We start from the raw sequence: 22,434 nt of genomic DNA on the forward strand, positions 1-22,434 counted from the left end.
CGGGACGCCCATCCCACAATAACAATTAAAATTGTAAGTTATTTAATTCGCGATCCTAAAATGGTATTATTTGACGGGTCGATCGCCAGATCGGGGCGGACGCAAAATTGGTCAAAACTAATCTTAGATTTATGTTCAGGAACCGGGCGGGCGATCGTTCCTTCAAGTTAATAGCCAAAATTAAGCCAAATACCCGGTTTCTCTACGATCTTTGTGAAAATGGTACAAGAGGCGCTTGGAACCAGCTATTTTAAATTTTGGGGTCTGGAGTGGTTTTGACTTATTTGATATTGACAGGAAGTTTAGAAGCGATCGCGATCGTGCTTGCTCTCTCGCCCGGTAACTTCAGCATCGCATTCCCCGCACGCCGGGAACAGGACTCGGACATCAAATCCGGCGTTTTAAGCTCGCAATCCCCGCCAAATCCTGGGCCAGATACAGCTAGCACAGGTTTAGCAGATGGCATTTACCTCTACGGCCAGTCGAGCCAGCCAGAGGAAATTAAACAAGAATATTTTGTATTTGAAATGCGGCAGAGTAAGGTAGTCGGCGCTTTTTACCTGCCTCGGTCTGCTTTTTACTGTTTTTACGGCACGGGCGAGCTAACTCAGTTAAATTTAACAGTAGTGGACACTTACGACGGCAGTCGCTCTCCCTACTCGGTAAACCTGCAACAGTATTACCCAATTTCTACCATCAGCGAGAACGATCGGCGCATCTTGGGTATTTGTAAAGAATCTCACAAAGAGCAGGTGTGGGAAAAGTAGGAAACACGCGCTGCGTCACCAGTCAATCGATTTTAGATTTTAGATTTTAGATTTTAGAATTGAAGAAAGCAACCCCACTGATAAATCGGGTGCCCCCGAACCAAATTGCTTTCGGTCAGGGTTCAGGAAACAGTAGTAAAATTGCTCCTGAGTTGAGAATTTCGGACGGACACCACACACATGGCACAATGAAACTGCGTCGAAAAACACTATCGATCATTGGCATTACCATCGCTGGACTGACTAGCATTCTGTATGTCGCCTCCTCAAGCATCCTCTTGGGCAGCCTGATCAAAGCAGAGGAACAAGAAGCAACACAGGTTGTCAAGGGAGTGCTCAGTGTTTTCGGGCAAACCGCAGATGACTTCAACTCGCGCTTTGCCGACTGGTCGTCCTGGGACGACACCTACGATTTTATCCAAAACCGCAACTCAGAATTCATTGCCTCTAATTTAGTTCCAGAAGGGCTGGCTAATATAAGAGTTAATATAGCCATATTTGTCAATACTTCGGGCAAAATAGTTTACGGTACGGGTTTAGACAGCGAAAAGCTGAAACTAACGCCTGTTCCAGAAGCATTAAAACGGCGCATTTCTCTAAGCGACCCGCTGTTGCAGCACCCCAACGCCAAAAGCAGCCTCGCTGGTATCATGCTGCTACCGTCAGGGCCAATACTGATTACTTCCCGGCCTATTCTCACGACTAAAAGCACCGGCCCGATCCGAGGTACGCTGATATTCGGGCGCAATTTGGATGCTACGGGCATTGCAAAGGTTTCTAAAATTACTCGCTTGCCGCTAATCGTACACAGCGTGAATGAGGCTAGGTTGCCTGCCGACTTTCAGCAAGTGCGGGAGAAACTGTCGGAAAAAAAATCGATTTTGGTGCGTCCTTTAAGCGAAGAGTCGATCGCGGGTTACGCTTTGATCAGGGATATTTACAACCAACCTGCGCTGCTATTGCGGGTGGATATCCCCAGAGAAATATACCGGCAAGGTCAGATTAGTTTGCTGTACCTGCTGGGGTCTGTAGCGTTAGTGGGAGTTGGGTTAGTCGGCTGCACTCTACTACTGCTAGAGCGTCTTGTACTGTCTCGGTTGAGCGGTTTGGCGAAAGCAGTGAAGCGCGTCAGTAGCAGCCAAGACCTCTCGGTGCGACTACCGGTGACGGGCGAAGACGAGTTGTCCGACCTTGCCCATACTATCAACGGAATGTTGAGTGCGATCGCCCAAGCCGACAGCGAACAACTTGAGGAAAAAGCCCGCTACAGAGCCGTCGTTGAGCAAGCTACAGATTGCATTTTCCTGTGGGACGCTCAAACCAAACGTCTTTTGGAAGCCAATACAGCGTTTAGAGAGTTGCTCGATTACAGTCTTGATGTGATTTCGCAACTGACTATTTACGATATCATCGCTTACTCTAAAGACCTAATTGACAACAATATCGAGTTGCTGCTGACGGACAAACAATTCAGAATTGGCGAAGTTCTCTACCGCCGCCGAGACGGTTCCTGCGTGGATGTAGAAGTGAGCGGGAGCGTGATTTCCTACGGCGGCCGCGAGATTATTTGCACTGTTGTCCGCGACATTACCGAGCGCAAGCAAGCCGAAGCCGAACTGCGAGCCTCGGAAGAACGGTACAGACTTTTGTTTAAAAATAACCCCCATCCGATGTGGGTTTACGATTTAGAAACTCTGGAATTTATAGCCGTCAATCAGGCAGCAGTCGAACATTACGGCTACACTCGCGACGAATTTCTCAAGATGACCGTTGCGGACATTCGTCCCCCCCAAGAGATGCCGAGATTGATAGAAAATATCTCTCCAGTAGATGCCGGTATTGAGTTTGCAGGTGTGTGGCAGCACCAGAAAAAAGACGGAACAATTATTGATGTAGAAATTACTTCTTATGCTCTGGTATTTGATAGTAGAAATGCTGAATTAGTGCTGGCTCACGACGTAACCGACCGCTTGCAAGCCGAGGCAGAACTCTACAAGGCAAAGGAAGCTGCAGAAGCAGCTAATTTGGCTAAAAGCCAGTTTTTGGCTAACATGAGCCACGAACTGCGAACTCCTCTGAATGCGATTATCGGTTACAGCGAGATTCTGCAAGAAGAGGCTTTAGATTTGGGCGAGGAAAATTTTGTGTTGGATTTGGAGAGAATTCACAATTCAGGCCAGCTTTTACTTTCCTTAATTAATGATATTCTGGACTTGTCGAAGATTGAAGCCGGTCACGCGGAACTTGAATTAGAAACTTTTGACGTGTCGGAGGCCGTTCAAGATGTAGCCCGAACTGTTGAACCGCTATTTTTGCGGAACACTAATCGCCTGAATGTGGAATGTCCTAATAATATTGGCGAATTGTATTCCGATCAAATTAAGTTTACTCAAATTTTGTTTAATTTGCTCAGTAATGCAGCTAAGTTTACTCATAAAGGGACAATTACACTCAGCGTTGAAAGAATTAAAAATGACGAGAATCGTTGGAATTCGGAACAGTTAATTATTAAGTGTTCCGATACGGGGATTGGGATTACTCCTGAACAGCTACAAAAGTTATTTCAACCTTTTACGCAAGCTGATGCTTCGACTACCCGCAAGTACGGAGGTACGGGTTTGGGTTTGTCAATAGCGCAGAAATACTCTCAGATGCTGGGGGGAGAAATTACTGTGAGTAGCGAGTTTGGCAAGGGGTCAACTTTTACTCTGATGTTGCCAGCATAGCTCGATTTTAGATTTTAGATTTTAGATTTTAGATTTGGTAAAAAGTCCTGACTATAAACAACATACATACGGTTTGTAATCAGGGCTTCATATCATGTCCGATCGAGTTACCGCGATTAAAAGGGCGGGTTTTTGAGATAGTCAATTATTGGCAGATATTTTTCGTGAGGGGAGCCCCTACCGTATTAGGGGTAATCGACCGGACATAATATCAGTCCACTCCCAATCAGCTTTTAGCTAATTAGGACTAAACTTTTGAAGACCAACAACATTAATACTCAATACCTGCTTGAGCTTTAATCCCTTGTTCGCGGAATGGATGCTTAACTAAAGTCATTTCTGTCACCAAGTCTGCCCGTTCAATTAGCGCCGACGGGGCACCTCTGCCTGTTAAAATAATGTGGGTTTCTTCGGGTTTTTGGTCTAACCCGGAAAGCACTTGCTCGACTTGCAAATAACCTAGTTTTAATGCTATATTGACTTCATCTAGAAGAACTAATTTAAATTCGGGATTGCAGATAAAAGTTAGGGATTTTTCCCAGGCTTTTTGAGCTGTTTCGATATCTCGATCGCGGTCTTGCGTGTCCCAGGTAAAGCCTTCTCCCATTGCGTGAAATTCTAGCTGTTTTTCCCAGAGTTGAAAAACGGCTTTTTCTGCAGGTTCCCAAGCTCCTTTGATAAATTGTACTATGGCGACGCGGTATCCGTGACCGAGCGATCGCACAACCATTCCCAAGGCAGCCGTGGTTTTGCCTTTACCGTTACCCGTATTGACTATAATTAAACCTTTTTCTTTGGAGGAGTTAGCGATTCGCTGTGATTGCACTTCTTGGCGCCGCTGCATTTTCTGTTTGTGTTGTTGGGCTGTTAAGCCAGTGGTTGCAGTGGTTTCTGTATTGGTTTCCATGAGATTTTTTTAACCGCAGATGAACGCAAATAAACGCTGATAGATGCAGGATGTCTAGTTATTGCCACAGTGTTTTCAAGTTTAGCACGAAACCGGGCAAAACATCTTCTCCTGAAAGTTCTGTTGGACATTCCAAAACTTCTATTTCTTGTCCTTGGCGATAGATTTCGACTCGGCGCGTTTTGCGGTTGATTAACCAGCCTAATTTTACTTGATTATTCATGTATTCTTGCATTTTGTCTTGAGTATCTTTGAGGCTGTCGGTTGGCGACATTAACTCTAAGACAAAATCCGGGGCAATGGGAGGAAATTTTTGTTTTTGTTCGGGAGTGAGTGCATCCCATCTTGATTTTTCAATCCAAGAGACATCGGGAGAACGGTTTGCGCCGCTTGGCAGTTTGAAGCAAGTTGAAGAATCGAAACAAATTCCCAGTTGAGTTTGTCTGTTCCAAATTCCAAAATCAGTAGCTATTTCAAAATTGTAATTTCCGGTTTCTCCTCCTGTGGGTGGCATGACGATTATTTCTCCTTTGGCGTTGCGTTCAAATTTGACATCGGGGTTTTCGCGGCACAGTTGATAAAATTGGTCGTCGGTTATTTTGGCGATCGAGTTGAAGTTAATGGTAACTGCTATCATGGTATTTTAGAGGCTGCATTTGGAGTATTTTAATGGCACATGAATGCTGAGCGATGCAGGTAGTCTGTTCGCCCCGAAAATATTGTTGTTAAAGTCGATTTTGCCTTACGCCCAGACTAGCTGCAAATTTAGCACGAAACCGGGCAAAACATCCTCTCCCGATAGTTCTGTTGGACATTCCAAAACTTCTATTTCTTGTCCTTGGCGATAGATTTCGACTCGCCGGGTTTTGCGGTTGATTAAACAGCCTAGTTTTACTTGGTTATTCATGTATTCTTGCATTTTGTCTTGAGTATCTTTGAGGCTGTCTGTCGGCGACATTAGCTCTAAAACAAAATCCGGGGCAATGGGAGGAAATTTTTGTTTTTGTTCGGGAGTGAGTGCATCCCATCTTGATTTTTCAATCCAAGAGACATCGGGAGAACGGTTTGCACCGCTTGGCAGTTTGAAGCAAGTTGAAGAATCGAAACAAATTCCCAGTTGAGTTTGTCGATTCCACATCACAAAATCCGCATTAATTTCTGAATTGTAATTTCCGGTTTCTCCTCCTGTGGGTGGCATGATGATTATTTCTCCCTTGGCGTTGCGTTCAAATTTGACATCGGGGTTTTCGCGGCACAGTTGATAAAATTGGTCGTCGGTTAGTTTAACTATGGAGTTGAGGTTGATTGTAACTGCTATCATGGTATTTTATCAGGATGCGTTGGGACTTTTAAGCCAGATTATGTATATGAATGGGGCTCAAGGCCGAGCGATGCAGATGCTGTAAATATTATTAAGAGTTAAGAGGATTTAATGGATATCTTTTTAGGCAGTTTTGCTCATTATATCACATCATTATAACTAGCTATTAATAGTTTTATAAAACGCTTTTTGGAGGAAACACTTACAGACATACCAATAATAAAATGCAATGTTGATTTCGCTAAACAGTTTAGGTACTCCCTCTAGTAAACTGGAGAATATTTTGTTTTTTATATGCAGGGAATCCACGCCGATCGCAAAAAACAACAAGCCTACACCCGCTAACAATATTTGGTAGGGAGTTAACTGTAGTTCTCGCCGAAAAAACCATCCGTAGGATGACAAAACCACGGCGTATAAAAGACTTACTCCGAGCTTAGGAATTCCCCATGCTACCATATATATATGAATTCTGTAAATTTCATTTAGTAAAAATCCACCTGTTAACAAAGCCGAAAACATAATAAATCGATTTTCTGAAGTGCGCGGTTGAATACTTTGAGCTAATTTATAGGTGAAAGTACAAACAATGACTGGTACAGAACATAAAATTTGGAAAGTTCGAGTTAACAAGGCGACATTGGGATGGGGATAAGAATAAGGCGGAAAGAATAAATCGCTGATTTTTAACCCGGAAAGTTGAGTGAAAAATATCAGTATCGCCACCACAAATAAGGATAAACAATTGAGTCTAACAACCAAACGAGAAATAGTCATAAGCAATTAATCCCCAAAATTAGGTTTACTGCCCAAATAAAAAAAAATTATATCACCAATATCTCTGGATATTTTGCTAAACTTAATCATGAGTGTTATCAAAACAAGGAGACAGTCATGCTGTCAGTGAAAGAAGCAGAATCGATCGTTCTAAATTTGGCGCAACCCCTCGACAGTCAGCGGGATGTAGAAACTGTAGACTTACTGGCAGCATCGGGGCGCATTTTGGCTGCACCCGTCACTGGTTCCCTGGATTTTCCTTATTGGGATAATTCAGCAATGGATGGGTACGCGGTGCGGTTTGCGGATGTGGAAAATTGTAGCGCCGAAAAACCAGCGGTACTCGAAGTAGTTGAGGAAATTCCAGCCGGATATCAGCCTCAAAATACCGTCCAATCGGGGCAAGCGGCGCGAATTTTTACGGGTGCTATGATGCCAGCGGGTGCTGATACGGTGGTAATGCAGGAAGAAACAAGGCGTGAGGGCGATCGTATTTTTATCTTAGTTTCTCCTGAAAAACCGCAAGCATTTGTCAGACACAAAGGCGCTTTTTATCAAGCAGGGACAACTTTGCTAACTCCCGGTACAGTTATCAATGCCCCAGAAATGGCGGTGTTAGCAACTGCCCAGTGCATTCAAGTTCCCGTTTATCGGCGGCTGCGGGTGGCAATTTTTTCTACTGGTGACGAATTGGTATCGCCTGACGAACCTTTGGCACCGGGGAAACTGGTAGACTCGAATCAGTATGCTTTGACAGTTTTGTTGGCACAAATGGGATTTGAACCGATTCGATTGGGCATAGTTCCTGATAATGAAGAGGCGTTAAAGAAGGCGATAGCCGGGGCTGTGGCGACGGCGGATGTGGTACTTTCTACGGGGGGCGTCTCGGTAGGAGACTACGATTATGTCGAGAAAATTTTGACGGATTTGGGAGGAAAAGTTCACATTAGTTCTGTGGCGATTAAGCCGGGAAAACCTTTAACGGTTGCTGAGTTTAAACGAGGTGAAAAAAATTCGGATTGTCTCTATTTTGGTTTGCCTGGAAATCCGGTTTCGGCTTTAGTCTGCTGTTGGCGGTTTGTTGTGCCTGCTTTGAGAAAGATGTCTGGGCTTGGCGCGGATGCTTGGGGGCCGGAGTTTCTCAAAGCTAGGTGTAATGCTGAATTGCGATCGCAGGGCCGGCGCGAAACTTATGTTTGGGGTAAACTACATTTAGTTGCGGGAGTCTGGGAATTTGAACCTGCTAGCGGCAGCCAAAATTCAGCGAATTTAATTAACCTCGCCAATACGAGTGGTTTAGCAGTTTTGCCACCAGGGGACACCTGGATTGTACCGGGCGAATTCGTGGAAGTTTTAAAAGTTAGTCATTAGTCATTAGTCATTAGTCATTAGTCATTAGTCATTAGTCATTAGTCATTAGTCATTAGTCATTAGTCATTGGATCGGTATAAGTTCATGTAAAATATTAACAACTAAGTAATCTTCCTTCTTCCTTCTTCCGACGGACATCGGAGTGACATTCGTTACATCCGTTACATCCGTTACACAATCCGTTGCCGAACTTCCTTCGTATTATGAGAATTTTAATTGTTGAAGATGACCCGATGATGCAACTGGGATTAGAGCAAGTTTTAGCCGATTCCCCAGACATAGAAATAGTAGGACAAGCAGAAGACGGCTATTTAGGCGTAGCAGCCGCACTGAAACTCAAACCTGATATTATTGTAATGGATATCGGTTTGCCACGGCTCGACGGCATAGCAGCGACGCAGCAAATTAAAGCGCAATTGCCAGAAGTTCGAGTAGTAATGTTAACTTCTCACACGGCAGAAACGGAAATTATTGCTGCCCTTTCTAGCGGGGCTGATGCTTATTGTATTAAAGGTGCTTCCGTAGACAGGCTGTTAGCAGCGATTGCAGCCGCAGCAGAGGGGGCTACATATCTTGACCCTCAAATTGCCCGGACTGTCATCGAACACCTCAAACCCCCCATACCTGCCTCTACAACTACTTTTGGTCAGTTGTCGCAGCGGGAATTGGAGGTGTTAAAATTAATGGTGGAAGGTAACAGCAATCCAGAGATAGCAGCGGCGCTTTACTTGAGTCCAAATACTATTAAAACTCACGTTCGCGGTATTATGAATAAGTTGGCAGTGGATGACCGCGTGCAAGCCGCAGTTGTAGCGCTGAGAACGGGATTGGTGTAAAGAAGTCAGTAGTCAGTAGTCATTAGTCAGTAGTCAGTAGTTATTTGTTGTTTGCTACCAATGCCCTGTTTGGCCCATGCCCAATGCCCTGTTTGGCCCATGCCCAATTCCCTGTTTGGCCCATGCCCAATTCCCAATTCCCAATTCCTAATTGCCAAAAAGTTTATGTCTGAGTGGATAGAAATCGGTAAAATTGTAGCAGCTCAAGGTTTGGACGGGGAAGTGCGAGTCTATCCCGATTCGGATTTCCCGGAAAGGTTTATCGAACCGGGGAAGCGGTGGATTTTGCGCCCTAACAAAAGTGAACCGGAACCGATCGAGTTTTTGGGCGGTCGCTACATTCCGGGCAAAGGGCTGTATGCTGTAGAGGTAGAGGGTGTGGAAGACCGCGATAGTGCTGAGGCGCTGCGGGGCTGTAAGTTGTTTGTTGAAAAGACCGATCGACCTTACCTCGAATCTGATGAGTTTTACGTCCAAGATTTGATCGGTATGGAAGTTTTTAACCAGTTAACCGGGGAAATCTTAGGCAAGGTAAGTGATATTATTCCCGCAGGTAACGACCTTTTAGAAGTAGAAACGAATCTAACTGCGCCGGAAACTGTTGCTGCAGAATTGGAAAAGCCAAAACAGCCTGAAACTCCCCAAGCCAACGCTGACCCCAGAAATACCCGCAAACCACGGAAAATTCGCGTTAAAGAGCCTAAATCCACAAAAATCTTGATTCCTTTTGTGGAAGAGATTGTGCCAGTTGTTGACTTAGAACAAGGCCGAATTGAAATTGTGCCTCCTCCTGGTTTGTTGGAATAATATCATGTCCGGTCGCTCGATCGGATCTGATATTAGTTATTAACAATTCCCACTTCTCAATTCCCGATATTAATCTTTTCCTCTATTTGTGGCTCGCACTATCAAGTAGCTGATGGAAAGCGCGAAAATTGCAGTCGCCAAACCAATCAAGTCGGCTGCGGTTTTCTTTTCCAGGTCAAGAATGATTATTTTTCGAGATACTGCTATCAAAGAAGTTACAATAACTAGCTCTACTTGAATTACGTGCTTTTTCAGATAAGCTGTAATATTTTCCAAGATTTCCAGAGCAATTAAAACATTTAAAAATAACCCAAATATCACAAACAACGTGTCTTTTAACAAATTATCAGTGTGGTTTACCAATTCTTTTGCTAAAAAAATCAGCAAATCGCAAACGCTGAGGAGAATTACCCAAATCATCGCCAGTGATAAAATTTTAGATATTACTACTTCTACACTTTCTGTAAAATGCAGAAAATTTTCATCACTGCTTGACTTGGAAATTTGCCTAAATATTTTTTTCAGCATACCAGTGATTTAGTCTTAATTCTTAATTAATGATTTTGTCATTGTTCGGTACACTTTGCAAGCGTAAAACTCTGCGAGTGTGTAGTTTCACAACGGCAACCGGGCACTGGGGAAGGCGACTCTCTCTGCCTGTTATATTTTATACTTTTTCCTGTCAGCTAGGAATCGATCGCACGCGATGAACTCCTGCTTAATAAATTTTTGCCATAAAAAAACCTCAAACTATTGTCTAGCAATATTTTGAGGCTTTTAAGGCGCGGTGCGACCACTGAACTAACTATCTATTCTCAACAGAGAATGATGGTTGACTCCCAGCTTGCTCCGACGCAATATAGAAGATAGCTAAAAATTTAGCTCGGGTGGTTTAGTAGCGACGAGAATTGCCACCGCGATCGTTGTTACCCCAGTTACCACCACCAGCATTACCACCACGTTCTTCACGGGGTTTTGCTTTGTTGACTTTGAGGTCGCGACCCATCCACTCAGCACCGTCAAGAGCCTCAATGGCTGCGGCTTCTTCGGCTTCTGTAGACATTTCTACAAAAGCGAAACCCCGCATCCGACCTGTTTCCCGGTCAGCAGGCAACTGAACGCGCTTTACTGTACCGTACTCTCCAAAAGTTTGGTTGAGGTGCTCCTGCGTTACTTCGTAGGATAAATTGCCGACATAGATTGACATTGAACATTCTCCAGAATCAGAGTGTGTAGAGATTTAAATCCGGAGGAACGCCGATCGAACGAACTGCACTGCCGAAAATAAAGCCTTGTAAAAACATCATAGCACCTACAGGTGCAAACTGCAATTGTCTGACTCGATTAATTAAAAAGAAGGCAGAAGGCATTCGCCAGAAGACATTCTCCCGAAGGAAAAACCCCCATCAAGAAGGAAAGACTCAGAATAAATAAATTTAATTTTCCTTGTTTCCGAGCTCTGGCGGGGAAACCCAGTTTTTAGGCTACGTAATGGCATAACGATGTTAGGTTTTAGATCTGGGATTTGGGATTTAAGATTTATGTGTAGGGTATGTCCAGGTTCAAAATTGCTCGATCGAGAGAGGTTTTCACCCCAAAAACGGATACCAGCCCCGGACTCCTGTCGCCAAGAGTGCAAAATTTTAGACTCTTGTTCCAAATCCCAGATTCATCTGTGGAGTAAATCTTCAATCGTTCGACTGAGCGCGATTGACGCTCGCACTCGCCAAACATCAACCCGGTTCCTCCCCATGTCTAAAGCCCGCGGCTTCCCGCTCGTTCGGCGGTGATGTGTAACATCCCGTAGTTCGAGGGCAGCTCAAGAAGTGACGGCGAGGCTGGATTTTTGCCAATTAAATTCCTCAACTTCTGCGACAGGTTCTGCCCCAACCAGCACCAACTGCACCGCACAAGCTTTTAACTCAGGCTGTTTGGAATCTGGACAGCTTGCAGCATGAGTCATGGCATTGGCTTCAGCGCCTTCGGCCCACAGAGAACCCCAGTGCATCGGTACAAATAGCGTACCCGGGGCGATCGCCTTTGTGACTTTTGCCGGAAACTGCGCCTTGCCGCGGCGCGATCGAACTTCCAGCAAATCCCCCTCCTTAATCTGCAATTTGGCAGCATCGCGGGGGTGAATTTCCAAAAACGGATCGGGGTGCAATTGATTAATTTTTTCTGTTCTACCCGTCCGCGTCATCGTGTGCCAGTGTCCGTAAACTCTCCCTGTCGTCAACACAAACGGATAATTCGGATCGGGAGGTTCTGCCAGTCCCCGCGAGTGATAGGCCGAAAATCTCGCCCGCGCATCAGGAGTGTGAAAACGCCTGTCTGTATACAGCCGTTTCGCTTCGTTCGCTGGATGCACAGGCTCGTTTTCCCGGCAAGGCCACTGCTGGGGGCCTTGTTGGCGGATGTATTCGTGGCTCAGGCCGGTCATGTCGCAAGGCTGGCCCCGCGTCAACTGCGCGTACTCTTTAAAAACCTCCGCACTGTTCTCGAAAGCAAAGTGTTCGGCAAAACCCAACCGCCGTCCCACCTCGGCGAAAATGCTCCAGTCGTCGCGGGCTTCCCCGGAGGGAGTGTCGAAACCGGGACAAAAGGTAACGCGGCGTTCGGAATTCGTCATTACTCCGGTTTTTTCGCTCCACTGCGTTGCCGGCAGCAGGATGTGAGCGTAGGCAGAGGTTTCAGTGGGATAGTAAGCTTCTTGATAAATAGTAAAGGGCGATCGCAGCAAAGCGGCTTTAGTGCGTTCCAAATCCGGCATACTCACCACCGGATTAGTAGCTGCAATCCACAGCAACTCGACATCGCCAGTTTCCAAACCGGTGATCATATCCCAAGCTGTGCGGCCCGGATTCGGGGAAATACTTCCCGGTGCGATTCCCCAAAACTCCTCGACTTGGGTTCTGTGTTCAGCATTTTTCACAAAACGGTAGCCTGGGAGCAAGTGAGACAGTCCTCCGGCTTCCCGCCCTCCCATCGCGTTTGGCTGGCCGGTGAGGGAAAACGGGCCGCATCCCGGTTTGCCGATTTGACCTGTCATTAAGTGCAAATTAATCAGCGATCGCACCTTTGCCGTGCCTTCCGACGACTGATTCATTCCCATCGACCACAGCGACAAAACCCGCTGCGACTGTTCCCAGTAGTTTGCCGCCGTTTCTAACTCGCTGACAGTAATGCCGCAGCGCGAGGCTACAAACTCCGGCGTGTAGCTGCTAATCACCTCAGCAAAAGCTGAAAAATTCGCCGTGCATTCTTCAATAAACTCTGAATCTATTGATTGCCTGCGTAACAGCAAATATGCAATTCCATTAAGCAAATCTATATCCGTACCCGGTTTAATTGCTAAGTGCAAATCCGCCGCTTCAGCAGTCGGAGTCCGTCTTGGATCTACCACAATCATCTTGACATTTGGATGCTTTTTGTGGTATTTAGCTAATCGATTGAATACGATCGGATGGCATTCTGCTGTATTGCTACCGATAATAAAAGCGCAATCTGTTAATTCTAAATCGTCGTAACAGCAAGGCGGCCCGTCCGAGCCAAAGCTTTGAACGTATCCAGAGACTGCTGAAGACATACACAAGCGAGAATTAGCATCAAAATTATTAGTACCCAGACAACCTTTCATTAGTTTCTGGGCAATATAATAATCTTCTGTTGCGAATTGACCCGAACCGTAAACGCACAAAGCATCGGCGCCGCTGGTGCTGCGAATTGTTTGGATGCGATTAACAATTGCATCGAGAGCTTCGTCCCAGCTAGCGCGGCGGAACGGTTGGTCGAGAGTATCTCGCATCATCGGATACAGTAGCCGATCGCTCCGAATAGACTCTGCTACGGTTGCTCCCTTAATACAAACCATGCCCTGACTCGATGGGTGATTGCGATCGCCCCGCACTTTCCAACTTTGTTTTTTGTCGGGAACAACTTCTAGACCGCAACCTACACCGCAGTATGGGCAAAGAGTTTTTATAGTTTCCATCTGGTGATTTTAGATGCTAATTTTTGAAAGCTAATGGGTAATTCGTAATTCATCATTATAGCGGGAACTGATGGCTCCTGCAAATAACGTGTCAATCATTACTAAATTTCCGCATATATGCTTCCCAGAAACGGACAATACCCTGATTTAAAATTAACCGCTATATTACTAAAACTCGCGATCGCTCTCGCGTGTAGTCAGCTTCTGGCTGCTACTAAATCCCTCTCAAACAGAGGTACTCCAGACCTAAATCTTGTCACCCCACCTAGGGGGAGCTAGGAGGATTTATTGCATGACTCAAACAGCGGCTAGGTAATACTTTTGACTGGGTTGTTGATAGCAATCTGAGATTTAGTGCGGAAGTATTATGCCGCCTACTTCTCTGTTTTAACTTCTAATACGCCACCGTTGGTGGGGCTAAAAGTTACTTGGAACTCAGCAGTTTTTTCAGAGCCTGCTGCGGCATCTGCAGGAGTTTGCAAAACCGGCAGAGGAGTTTCTTTGACGAAATCTTTAGCTGCTTTATTTGTGGGATCGAACTGTAGGATCTCCCCGTTTTGTTTTACTTTGACCCGATAAGTCAAGCTTTCGGTAAATGTCGGAGTTGTTCTCCATTTTTGGTCGATTTGTGCATACAACTGCTTTCCGATCGCATCGAGTTGGGCTTGGTCAGAAATCACTGATGTGGCAGTGGTGGCTGCATTGGGCGTGGCGCTGTTAGCAGCAGCAATGGGTGCAGGACTTGCAGCAGCAGCGATGGGCGCGGCGCTGTTAGTAGCAGCAATGGGCGCAGGACTTGCAGCAGCAGCGATGGGTGCAGGGCTACCAGTCGGTGCGATCGAACTTGCTGCGATTTGCGGGCTGGGGGGAGAACTCACAATCGCCCCAGCAGTCGGCGCCGGAGGTGCAGTTTCTGCTAGTTTCGCTTGCTTTAGCTGGCTGGAAACAACCGACATATTGACGGCAGCTAAAGTAAACATTGCTACGAACCACGAGGAGGCCAGGATGCCACGTTTGATCGACGAGGCTTCTGAGGGCTCGGCAGCGTGAGACACAAAAGGTGCAGGTGCAAGAGGCCTGTCAGCAACCGCAGGCTTTTTGCTAGCAGGTAATGGCATCGGTAACGCGACGGCTTCTGTCTCCGAGTCCGTTTCTTCACCTTCTTCGTGGTGGGCGTAGCGAGAAAACAGGAACTCCAAAGCAAAGTTACGCAGTTCGTAGTATTTCGGGTCTTCCATAATCCGCGCCCGGTTGCGGGGACGGCTGAACGGAATGTGCATATCTTCGCCGATGGAAGCTGCTGGCCCGTTGGTCATCATCACGATGCGATCGGCCAAAAACAAAGCTTCATCAATATCGTGAGTAATCATAATGACGGTAATTTTTTCCTTCCGCCAAATTTTCAGCAATTCTTCCTGCAACTCTTCTCTGGTAATCGGGTCTAGAGCTCCGAAAGGTTCGTCCAAAATCAACAGTTTGGGGCGAGTTGCCAGGGCTCTGGCGATCGCCACCCGCTGTTTCATCCCCCCGGACAATTGGCCCGGTCTTTTGTTACAAGCTTCGGTCAGCCCCACTAATTCCAAGTGTTCCTGGACGATGGTATTGTGTTCGTCTGCGGACTTTTCCGGGTAAACATTTTCCACGCCGAGGTGAATATTTTCAGTAGCAGTCAGCCACGGTAGCAGCGAGTAGTTTTGAAACACCACCATGCGATCGGGGCCTGGTTCAGTAATCTGCGAACCTTCCAGGGCTACTTCTCCGTTTGTCGGCCCGTTGAATCCCGCAATCATATTCAGCAAAGTTGATTTGCCGCAGCCCGAGTGACCGATCAAACAAATAAATTCGCCTTCATTAATAGTCAGGTTTACACCGTCGAGAACGACGTAAGGGCCTTTAGGAGTTTCGTAGACTTTCGATACGTCTTTAATAGTAAGAAAGTCTTGCTTTGGCGTTTTAAGTGTGGTTGTTTGGGGGGTTTTGAGAGTTTGCATATTTTCAGGACTGGGATTTTGGGTTGACGAATTAGACATGACAGCTTTCGATTGATAATTTGAAATTATGGAGTTAGGAAGGGGGGAATGTGGAGTCTTGTTTCCTGATTTCTTGCTCCTCATTCCCTCTTCCTATTTGCTGGCTATGCTAGCAGTTTGATGGAACACTGACTGCCTATTTGTTCAATTAAGATTTCTTCAATGCGGACGGCGCGTTTGATTTTGACATTGTGAAGATAGTCGATCGGGTCGTCGAGATTAAACACAGTGCCGTCAAATAGCTCGATCGTCCGGCGATCTCTGGCAATATCCGGCAAACCCAATTCGCGCACTGCTTGACCAAAAACATCGGGCCGCAAAACTCGATCGACCACTTCCACCCAGTTTTTCGGGAACGGGATCAGTCCCCAGCGAGCCATCTGCGCCATCACCCACACCATTTCTAGGCGGTCTGGAAAATTGGTTTTGTCAACAGAGAACTGATTGAAATTGTAGAGCATTTCTGGTTCTGCCTCCGTACCGGAGTTGTACGGATCGATGAACCCTGGACGGATGTCTTTCGGATCTGCGCCGATGTATTGTTCTTGGCTAATCAATCCTAGGACTTCTTCGCGGTTGCGGCGGTCGTCGCAGTATTCGCAGGCTTCCAAAAGCGCTTTGACGAGGGCGAGGTGGGTTTGAGGATATTTCTGAGCCCAATCTTCGCTAACACCGAGAACTTTTTCGATGTGTCCGGGCAGAATATCGAGGGAACGGGCCATAACAAAACCCGTACCGCTGTTGACTGCGTGGGAGTTCCAGGGGTCGCCTGAACAGTAACCGTCAATGTTGCCTGCTTTTAAATTCGATACCATCTGCGGGGGCGGAATCACTGTCAAGCCCACGTCGAGGTCGGGGTCGATGCCGCCGGCGGCCAGCCAGTAGCGGAACAGTAGATTGTGCATGGAGGCGGAGTGTACCATGCCCAAGGTGTGAGCTTTATCGGGACTCTTGGCGATCGCAGCTTTGAAATCCTTTAATGTCCGAATGCCTTGTTTGTAAAGGTCTTTGCTGAAAACAATTGAATTGCCGTTGCGGGACAGGGTGAGGGCGCTACAGACGGGTACAGGGGCTTGACCGTCCATGCCCAACAGCATGGCGATCGGCATTCCTGCGACCATTTGCGCCGCGTCCAGCCGTCCTTCGGCGACTCCTTTGGCGATGGCTTTCCAGCTAGGTTCGCGGCTGAGAGTAACTTCTTCCAAGCCGTGGGCTTGAAAAAATCCTTTTTCTTTGGCTACCACTAAGGGGGCGCAGTCGGTAAGGGGAATAAAGCCGATGTCGAGGTTGATTTTTTCCAGACCGTTGCGGGCGATGACAGCGGGTTGTTGTTTGGCCCTGCGCTGTTTGACCCGCTTTTGCTGGTTGAGGAAGTAAACCATTTCGTTACGCAGCGCGTAGTAACTCGGATGGTTGACAACTTCCATACGCTTGCGGGGGCGGGGAATGTTGACTTCGAGGATTTGCCCGATTTGGGCTTCCGGGCCGTTGGTGAGCATCACAATGCGATCGCTCAGTAATAAAGCCTCATCCACGTCGTGAGTTACCATCACGCTGGTGACTTTACTTTCTTCGCAAATTTTCATCAACTGGTCTTGCAAACCGCCGCGAGTTAAGGCATCAAGTGCTCCGAAGGGTTCGTCTAGCAGCAGCAATTTCGGGCGAATCGCCAGGGCGCGGGCGATCGCAACTCTTTGTTTCATCCCCCCAGAAATTTCGCCGGGGCGTTTGTCGGCGGCGTGTCCGAGTCCCACCAATTTAATGTGGTGTTCGATCACCAACTCGCGATCTTCTTGAGAGTTACCGCTGTAAATTTCATTTACTGCTAGGGCGATATTTTCGCGCACCGTCAGCCAAGGTAGCAGCGAGTAATTTTGAAACACCACCATTCTGTCCGGGCCTGGATCGCGGACTTCGCGTCCTTCTAAAGTAATCCCGCCCTGACTAGCTTTGTCGAGACCGGCGATGATATTTAGCAGCGTAGATTTGCCGCAGCCAGAGTGCCCAATTAAGGTGATGAATTCTCCCTTTTTAATTTTCAGTTCGATATTTTTAAGAGCAATGTATTGCTCTCCGTTGGGCAAGTTAAATACGCGGTCAACGTGGTCTACTTCAACAAATACTGACATGGCTCTTTTAGGTTAGTTGGTAATTTCTAGATGCTAATTATTAATGGGAAATTGGGCATTGGGCATTGGGCATTGGGCATTGGGCATTGGCCCGCGCAGGGCATTGGGCATTGGGCATTGGGCATTAATTTACAACTAATTTCTAGCAGTTTGTAGCTGGCAACCATTCCCCATTCCCCATTCCCCATTCCCCATGCCCGATGCCCTATGCCCAAATTCTATTTCTGTTCTTCGGGAACAACTTTGGAAGCGATGAAACCAACGATTCTGTCTAAAATTAAACCGACGATTCCTACATAAAGCACTGCTAGAATCACTGCACTGAGTCGAGAACTGTTGTAAGCGTCCCAGATGAAGAACCCGATGCCGACGCCGCCGACTAACATTTCCGCAGCTACGATCGCCAGCCAAGACAAACCGATACCAATTCTCAAGCCAGTGAAGATGTAAGGAACAGAAGAGGGAAGCAGGATTTTCCAGAAGTATTTTTGGTTAGGGAGGCGCAAGACGCGGGCGACGTTTCTGTAGTCTTGGGGTATTTGTTGAACGCCTACTGTGGTGTTAATTAGAATCGGCCAAATTGCGGTAATTAAGATTACGAAAAGTGCTGAAACTTCGTTAGCTTTCATCCCCAGACCTTCAAAGGGATTGAACTGTTGAAATACAGCCAGGGCGATCGGCAGCCAAGCCAGGGGCGGGATAGTTCTAAATACTTGAAACAGCGGGTCTAAAGCATCGAACATTAGGGAGTTTGTACCGATCAGGATTCCCAAACTGATGCCGAGAACTGCTGCCAAAGTAAAGCCGATCGCCACCCGCTGCAAGCTAGCCAAAATTTGCCAGAACAAGCCTTTGTCTGTACCGCCGTTGTCGAAGAAAGGATTAATAATCAGATTCCAGCTTTCTTGGACAGCTTTGATTGGCCCCGGCAAGCTGGACTCTGGACTGTTGCAGAGGATTTGCCAGATTATGAGCAGAACTGTAATTGCTACCAGCGGGCGGATGATTTTTCGGCGGTTTTTTTGAACTTGATCCAGAACGAAATTTACTGGATTTTTGCTTTTAGTAACAGCGAGGTTTGTTGCCATTTTTCTTTTTGCAGTATTGTGAATAATCGATTATTTGTAGATACTTTGAACAGAGTTCAGCAGGTTTGGCTCGTCGAACTCACCCTCCGTTTCACTCTGTCCAACACCATCACTTTTAGGGGTTTGTCAACTGTCAGCAGTCAACTGTCAACAGTCAACTGTCAACAGTCAACCAACTAATTATGCTTTTTTGATTGCCAGACTCTTCAGATATTCTTCGGGTTTTTCTGGGTCAAACTTCACGCCGTCAAAGAAGGTTTCGACACCGCGAGAAGTGGTAGTAGGAATTTGGGCGGCGGGAACGCCAAGTGCTGTCGCTGCTGCTTTCCAAATATCTTCGCGGTTAACTTTATCAACGGTTGCTTTGATGTCGGTAGTTGCCGGGATATAACCCCAGCGAATATTTTCAGCTAAGAACCAAGCATCGTGACTCTTGTAGGGATAAGAAGCATTATCAGCCCAGAATTTCATCGCCACTGGGCTGGCAGCTTCAATGCGGCCGGTACCGTAGTCAATTTGACCTTTAGAGCGACCGATAATATCTGCTACTGGCACTTTTAACCACTTATCTTGAGAGATAATTTGGCACATCTCATCCTGATTTTCTGCCTTGTCGCACCACTGCTGGGCTTCCAGTACGGCCATTGTTATTGCTTTAGCAGCTTTGGGGTTTTTCTCAACCCAATCTCCTCTTAAAGCTAAAGCTTTTTCTGGGTGGTCTTTCCAAAGTTCTCCGGTTACTAAGGCGGTGTATCCTACCTTTTGAGTAACTAGCTGAGCATTCCAAGGTTCCCCGACGCAAAAGGCTTCCATGCTGCCAGATTTCATGTTCGCTACCATTTGCGGCGGCGGTATGGGAATCACGGAAACATCTGTATCTGGATTAATACCGCCGGCTGCTAGCCAGTAGCGCATCCACAAGTCGTGGGTACCGCCGGGAAAAGTTATAGCAACAGGAAGGTTTTGGCCAAAAGCTGCTTTCAGGGGTGCGCTGTCTGTACCTACTTTTAAATCTAGGTATTTTTTGCTGATCGAAATTGCCTGACCGTTAGTATTTAACCGCGCCAGAATGTTCATCGGCACTGGCTGATTGCCTTTGGTAATAGTGCCTAATGTCATGTGGTAAGGCATCGGGGATAAAATGTGGGCCCCGTCAATGCCGCCTTTGTCGGAACCGAGTTCTAAGTTGTCGCGAGTAACTGGCCAAGATGCTTGTTTGGTAACTTGTACGTCTTTCATGCCGTACTTGGCAAATAACCCTTTTTCTTGGGCGATGATTAAGGGTGCTGCGTCGGTGAGGGCGATGAATCCGAGTTTGGCTGCGGTAACTTCTGGGGCGTCGGCGGGGTTGATGTTGACTGCTGGGGTGGCGCTGGGTGATGCGCCGTCGGCGGCGGGGGTGGCACCAGGGCTAGATGTGGTGGGACTGGAACTGCAACCGTGGGCTAGGAGGGTGCCGGCTGCTGTTGCTCCAGCGGTGATGATGAATTTTCTTCTAGAAAGGTTGCTCATTTGTCTTGAATTGTTGTTGTACTTTGAGATGGTGGAAATGTGAGATGTGAGATTGATTCCGGTTGCACCGGAATGATTGTTGACTGTTGACTGTTAACTGTTGACTGTTAACTGTGAAATGACATGATTTTGTGTGTCCCGATCGCATTTCCCAATGTCAGATTAGGCGTCGATCGTCACTTTGCCGATCGCCCGCGCGCTGCAAGTTAAAATGAACCCTGGTTCTAAGTCTGCCGCCGCGTCTGGTTTGCTGTCGTAGACTGTTTGACCTTCTAGGAGTTTCTGCTGGCAAGTGCCACAGCTTCCCGACCGGCAATTGCTGTCAAGTTCGACCCCGGCCCGTTCGGCAACATCGAGAATGAACTCATCTTCGCTGCAAGCAACTTCTTTGCCCGATCGAGCGAAAATGACAGTAGATGTCTGAGGTTTGGCTGCCGAGACTGCTGTTTCGCCTTCCTCAACCGTCAATTGCAGTTGCCGGTTCAGCAAAGCTACATCCCCTGTAGTCTGTTTGGGAACTGCCCCAAACTGCTCGACTAACAATTGATGCAGCAGCGGTTTGAGGTCTTCGCAAGGGATGCCTTTTTGGACGCAAGCACCCAAATGAGCGTCTTTTCCGACTGTGCCTCCCATGTAAATGTCTACACCTTCGAGGGTTTTGCCGTTCTTGCGAACTTTTGTGCCCATCAAACCAATGTCTGCTACCTGGGGTTGACCGCAGGAATTGGGGCAACCCGTCCAGTGAATTCTGACAGGTTTGGGTACTGAAAGTTCGGCTTCGAGTTCCTCAATCATTGCCACGGATCGGCTTTTGGTTTCGATGAGGGCGAAGTTGCAGAACTTGGCGCCGGTGCAGGAAACCAAGGCTCGTGTCAGCGGTGCGGGGTTGATCGAAAAACGCTGCAACAGCGGTTCTTTGACCAGCGATTCAATCCGCGAGTCGGGAACGTTGGGAATAATCACGTTTTCTTCCACAGTGAGCCTGAGCTCGCCGCTGCCGTAAACCTCGGCAATTCTGGCCAAATCGAACAAATCCGATGCCTGCAGCCGTCCGACGGGAACGTGCAGCCCTACATAGTTGAGCCCTGATTGTTTTTGGGGGTAGATGCCGATGTGGTCGCGTTTGTCCCAGGTGATTTCATCTTTGGGCGCGGCGGCGGGCAAAGTGCGCCCTAATTCTTGTTCGACTTCGGCTCGGAATTTTTCGATTCCGAGTTCGTCAATCAGCCACATCAGCCGCGATTTTTGGCGGTTTGCTCTTGGGCCTTGATCGCGAAACACAGTTAAAATTGATCTGCACAAATCTACAACGTCGCTGGGACTTGCCCATGCGTTGAGAGGAATTGCAGCGTCGCAGCGTTTGGCGGAGAAGAAACCCCCGACTAAAACGTTAAAGCCGATGTTGCCGTCTTTGTAAGCGGGTACGAAGGCGATGTCGTTGATTTCTGCGTGGACTGAGTTGTCGCGGCAGCCTGCGATCGCAATATTAAACTTTCTCGGCAAATTTGAAAACGCGGGGTTGCCTTCGCCGTTGTTCGTAATCATGTCTTGGACTTGGTTCGCCAGTTCCCGCGTATCTATCAGTTCGTCGGCGTCCAAGCCCGCGACTGGGGAACCCGTGATGTTACGCACGTTGTCCATGCCAGACTGGATGCTGGTCATGCCCGCTTCTTTGAGGCGGCGGAAGATGTCGGGTACGTCTTCGATGCGAATTCCGCGCAATTGCAGGTTTTGTCTGGTGGTGATGTCGGCGCTGCCGTCGTCGCCGTAGCGTTGGACGATTTCTGCTAGCGTTCTGGTTTGATTGCTAGTAATGATGCCGTTGGGCAAGCGCAGCCGCATCATGAATTTGCCGGGAGTTACTGGCCGAAAGAAGATGCCGAGCCATTTGAGGCGGTGCTCGCGATCGATTTCGTCCATTGCTTCCCAGCCGATTGCGGCGAAGTGGTCGAGTTCGGCTGTTAATGCTAAGCCATCTTTTTCGGCTTTGAGTTTTTCAAACTTGTTCAGGCTCGCTTGGGCTTTGGGTTCTACTGTTTGGGTCATCGGTTTACCCTCGCTGCTGGCTTGTGTGGGGAGGTATTGACTTGGAGCATAAAGTGTGTGTTTCCTGCTAACCTTAGTGAGTGTATGGATTTAAAACTGTATATTTAGTTACTAGAACGAATTTCT

At 47.3% G+C, this 22,434-nt stretch carries 18 protein-coding genes and 1 pseudogene; 6 read left to right on the forward strand and 13 right to left on the reverse strand.

The window, feature by feature from the left end; genetic code table 11:
• The first annotated feature begins 269 nt into the window (after positions 1–269).
• On the forward strand, positions 270–767 hold the full coding sequence (locus QUB11_RS25410) for a hypothetical protein (protein WP_333206551.1): 498 nt from the start codon (positions 270–272) through the stop codon (positions 765–767).
• An 89-nt stretch (positions 768–856) separates the two neighbouring features.
• Positions 857–3,493 carry a CHASE4 domain-containing protein gene (locus QUB11_RS25415; protein WP_333206552.1) on the forward strand — a complete coding sequence of 879 codons (2,637 nt, stop codon included), beginning with the start codon at positions 857–859 and terminating at the stop codon, positions 3,491–3,493.
• Between the two features lie 271 nt (positions 3,494–3,764).
• Here QUB11_RS25415 and cobO read toward each other — a convergent pair whose 3' ends face one another.
• The 4 genes from cobO to QUB11_RS25435 all read right to left on the reverse strand — a co-directional run bounded on the left by cobO (position 3,765) and on the right by QUB11_RS25435 (position 6,498).
• Positions 3,765–4,400 (reverse strand): cob(I)yrinic acid a,c-diamide adenosyltransferase, encoded by a 636-nt coding sequence (gene cobO, locus QUB11_RS25420; RefSeq protein WP_333206554.1) that lies wholly within the window; start codon positions 4,398–4,400, stop codon positions 3,765–3,767.
• A 58-nt stretch (positions 4,401–4,458) separates the two neighbouring features.
• Complete coding sequence (locus QUB11_RS25425) at positions 4,459–5,037, reverse strand: Uma2 family endonuclease (RefSeq protein ID WP_333143954.1); 579 nt, start codon at positions 5,035–5,037, stop codon at positions 4,459–4,461.
• Positions 5,038–5,142: 105 nt separating this feature from the next.
• A complete protein-coding gene (locus QUB11_RS25430) occupies positions 5,143–5,721 on the reverse strand; it encodes a Uma2 family endonuclease (protein WP_333206556.1) in 579 nt (192 codons plus the stop codon).
• 159 nt (positions 5,722–5,880) lie between these two features.
• Positions 5,881–6,498: a hypothetical protein gene (locus QUB11_RS25435; RefSeq protein ID WP_333206558.1), complete on the reverse strand. Its 618-nt coding sequence runs from the start codon at positions 6,496–6,498 to the stop codon at positions 5,881–5,883.
• Between the two features lie 117 nt (positions 6,499–6,615).
• Here QUB11_RS25435 and QUB11_RS25440 point away from each other — a divergent pair, with 117 nt between their 5' ends.
• The 3 genes from QUB11_RS25440 to rimM all read left to right on the forward strand — a co-directional run bounded on the left by QUB11_RS25440 (position 6,616) and on the right by rimM (position 9,512).
• Positions 6,616–7,869 (forward strand): molybdopterin-binding protein, encoded by a 1,254-nt coding sequence (locus tag QUB11_RS25440; RefSeq protein WP_333206560.1) that lies wholly within the window; start codon positions 6,616–6,618, stop codon positions 7,867–7,869.
• A gap of 203 nt (positions 7,870–8,072) precedes the next feature.
• A complete protein-coding gene (locus tag QUB11_RS25445) occupies positions 8,073–8,705 on the forward strand; it encodes a response regulator transcription factor (protein ID WP_333206562.1) in 633 nt (210 codons plus the stop codon).
• Positions 8,706–8,870: 165 nt separating this feature from the next.
• Positions 8,871–9,512: a ribosome maturation factor RimM gene (gene rimM / locus QUB11_RS25450; RefSeq protein ID WP_333056199.1), complete on the forward strand. Its 642-nt coding sequence runs from the start codon at positions 8,871–8,873 to the stop codon at positions 9,510–9,512.
• 69 nt (positions 9,513–9,581) lie between these two features.
• Here the strand turns inward: rimM and QUB11_RS25455 are convergent, their stop codons facing one another.
• The 6 genes from QUB11_RS25455 to ntrB all read right to left on the reverse strand — a co-directional run bounded on the left by QUB11_RS25455 (position 9,582) and on the right by ntrB (position 18,750).
• Positions 9,582–10,040, reverse strand: coding sequence for a phosphate-starvation-inducible PsiE family protein (locus tag QUB11_RS25455; protein WP_333143950.1), 459 nt, complete (start codon positions 10,038–10,040; stop codon positions 9,582–9,584).
• A 364-nt stretch (positions 10,041–10,404) separates the two neighbouring features.
• A complete protein-coding gene (locus QUB11_RS25460) occupies positions 10,405–10,719 on the reverse strand; it encodes an RNA-binding protein (protein ID WP_190662657.1) in 315 nt (104 codons plus the stop codon).
• Positions 10,720–11,331: 612 nt separating this feature from the next.
• The gene (locus tag QUB11_RS25465; RefSeq protein ID WP_333206566.1) at positions 11,332–13,503 is read right to left on the reverse strand and encodes a nitrate reductase; all 2,172 of its coding nucleotides are present in this window, start codon (positions 13,501–13,503) and stop codon (positions 11,332–11,334) included.
• A gap of 374 nt (positions 13,504–13,877) precedes the next feature.
• On the reverse strand, positions 13,878–15,533 hold the full coding sequence (locus QUB11_RS25470; protein WP_333206568.1) for a nitrate ABC transporter ATP-binding protein: 1,656 nt from the start codon (positions 15,531–15,533) through the stop codon (positions 13,878–13,880).
• A 104-nt stretch (positions 15,534–15,637) separates the two neighbouring features.
• The gene (locus QUB11_RS25475) at positions 15,638–17,662 is read right to left on the reverse strand and encodes a nitrate ABC transporter ATP-binding protein (RefSeq protein WP_333206570.1); all 2,025 of its coding nucleotides are present in this window, start codon (positions 17,660–17,662) and stop codon (positions 15,638–15,640) included.
• A 218-nt stretch (positions 17,663–17,880) separates the two neighbouring features.
• Positions 17,881–18,750 carry a nitrate ABC transporter permease gene (ntrB, locus tag QUB11_RS25480; protein WP_333206571.1) on the reverse strand — a complete coding sequence of 290 codons (870 nt, stop codon included), beginning with the start codon at positions 18,748–18,750 and terminating at the stop codon, positions 17,881–17,883.
• Positions 18,751–18,768: 18 nt separating this feature from the next.
• Here ntrB and QUB11_RS25485 point away from each other — a divergent pair, with 18 nt between their 5' ends.
• On the forward strand, positions 18,769–18,930 hold the full coding sequence (locus tag QUB11_RS25485) for a hypothetical protein (RefSeq protein ID WP_333206572.1): 162 nt from the start codon (positions 18,769–18,771) through the stop codon (positions 18,928–18,930).
• On the opposite strand, the gene QUB11_RS25490 is transcribed toward QUB11_RS25485, so the two are convergent.
• From QUB11_RS25490 to QUB11_RS25500, 3 genes and pseudogenes are all read right to left on the reverse strand, one after another.
• Positions 18,931–20,262, reverse strand: coding sequence for a CmpA/NrtA family ABC transporter substrate-binding protein (locus QUB11_RS25490; RefSeq protein ID WP_333206573.1), 1,332 nt, complete (start codon positions 20,260–20,262; stop codon positions 18,931–18,933). It lies immediately after the preceding gene.
• A gap of 162 nt (positions 20,263–20,424) precedes the next feature.
• Positions 20,425–20,751 (reverse strand): 2Fe-2S iron-sulfur cluster-binding protein, encoded by a 327-nt coding sequence (locus tag QUB11_RS25495; RefSeq protein WP_333206576.1) that lies wholly within the window; start codon positions 20,749–20,751, stop codon positions 20,425–20,427.
• Between the two features lie 21 nt (positions 20,752–20,772).
• Positions 20,773–22,308: pseudogene (locus tag QUB11_RS25500) on the reverse strand (ferredoxin--nitrite reductase); the annotation flags it as partial.
• Positions 22,309–22,434 lie beyond the last annotated feature (126 nt).

The sequence above is a fragment of the Microcoleus sp. B6-A1 genome (genome assembly GCF_036705085.1).
GTDB lineage: Bacteria > Cyanobacteriota > Cyanobacteriia > Cyanobacteriales > Microcoleaceae > Microcoleus.

Coding starts and splice junctions, on each gene's coding strand:
- QUB11_RS25440 (WP_333206560.1), top strand. CDS start 6,616: ATGCTGTCAGTGAAAGAAGCAGAATCGATCGTTCTAAATTTGGCGCAA.
- QUB11_RS25475 (WP_333206570.1), bottom strand. CDS start 17,662: ATGTCAGTATTTGTTGAAGTAGACCACGTTGACCGCGTATTTAACTTG.
- ntrB (WP_333206571.1), bottom strand. CDS start 18,750: ATGGCAACAAACCTCGCTGTTACTAAAAGCAAAAATCCAGTAAATTTC.
- QUB11_RS25490 (WP_333206573.1), bottom strand. CDS start 20,262: ATGAGCAACCTTTCTAGAAGAAAATTCATCATCACCGCTGGAGCAACA.
- QUB11_RS25470 (WP_333206568.1), bottom strand. CDS start 15,533: ATGTCTAATTCGTCAACCCAAAATCCCAGTCCTGAAAATATGCAAACT.
- QUB11_RS25465 (WP_333206566.1), bottom strand. CDS start 13,503: ATGGAAACTATAAAAACTCTTTGCCCATACTGCGGTGTAGGTTGCGGT.
- QUB11_RS25435 (WP_333206558.1), bottom strand. CDS start 6,498: ATGACTATTTCTCGTTTGGTTGTTAGACTCAATTGTTTATCCTTATTT.
- QUB11_RS25445 (WP_333206562.1), top strand. CDS start 8,073: ATGAGAATTTTAATTGTTGAAGATGACCCGATGATGCAACTGGGATTA.
- QUB11_RS25460 (WP_190662657.1), bottom strand. CDS start 10,719: ATGTCAATCTATGTCGGCAATTTATCCTACGAAGTAACGCAGGAGCAC.
- QUB11_RS25430 (WP_333206556.1), bottom strand. CDS start 5,721: ATGATAGCAGTTACAATCAACCTCAACTCCATAGTTAAACTAACCGAC.
- rimM (WP_333056199.1), top strand. CDS start 8,871: ATGTCTGAGTGGATAGAAATCGGTAAAATTGTAGCAGCTCAAGGTTTG.
- cobO (WP_333206554.1), bottom strand. CDS start 4,400: ATGGAAACCAATACAGAAACCACTGCAACCACTGGCTTAACAGCCCAA.
- QUB11_RS25425 (WP_333143954.1), bottom strand. CDS start 5,037: ATGATAGCAGTTACCATTAACTTCAACTCGATCGCCAAAATAACCGAC.
- QUB11_RS25455 (WP_333143950.1), bottom strand. CDS start 10,040: ATGCTGAAAAAAATATTTAGGCAAATTTCCAAGTCAAGCAGTGATGAA.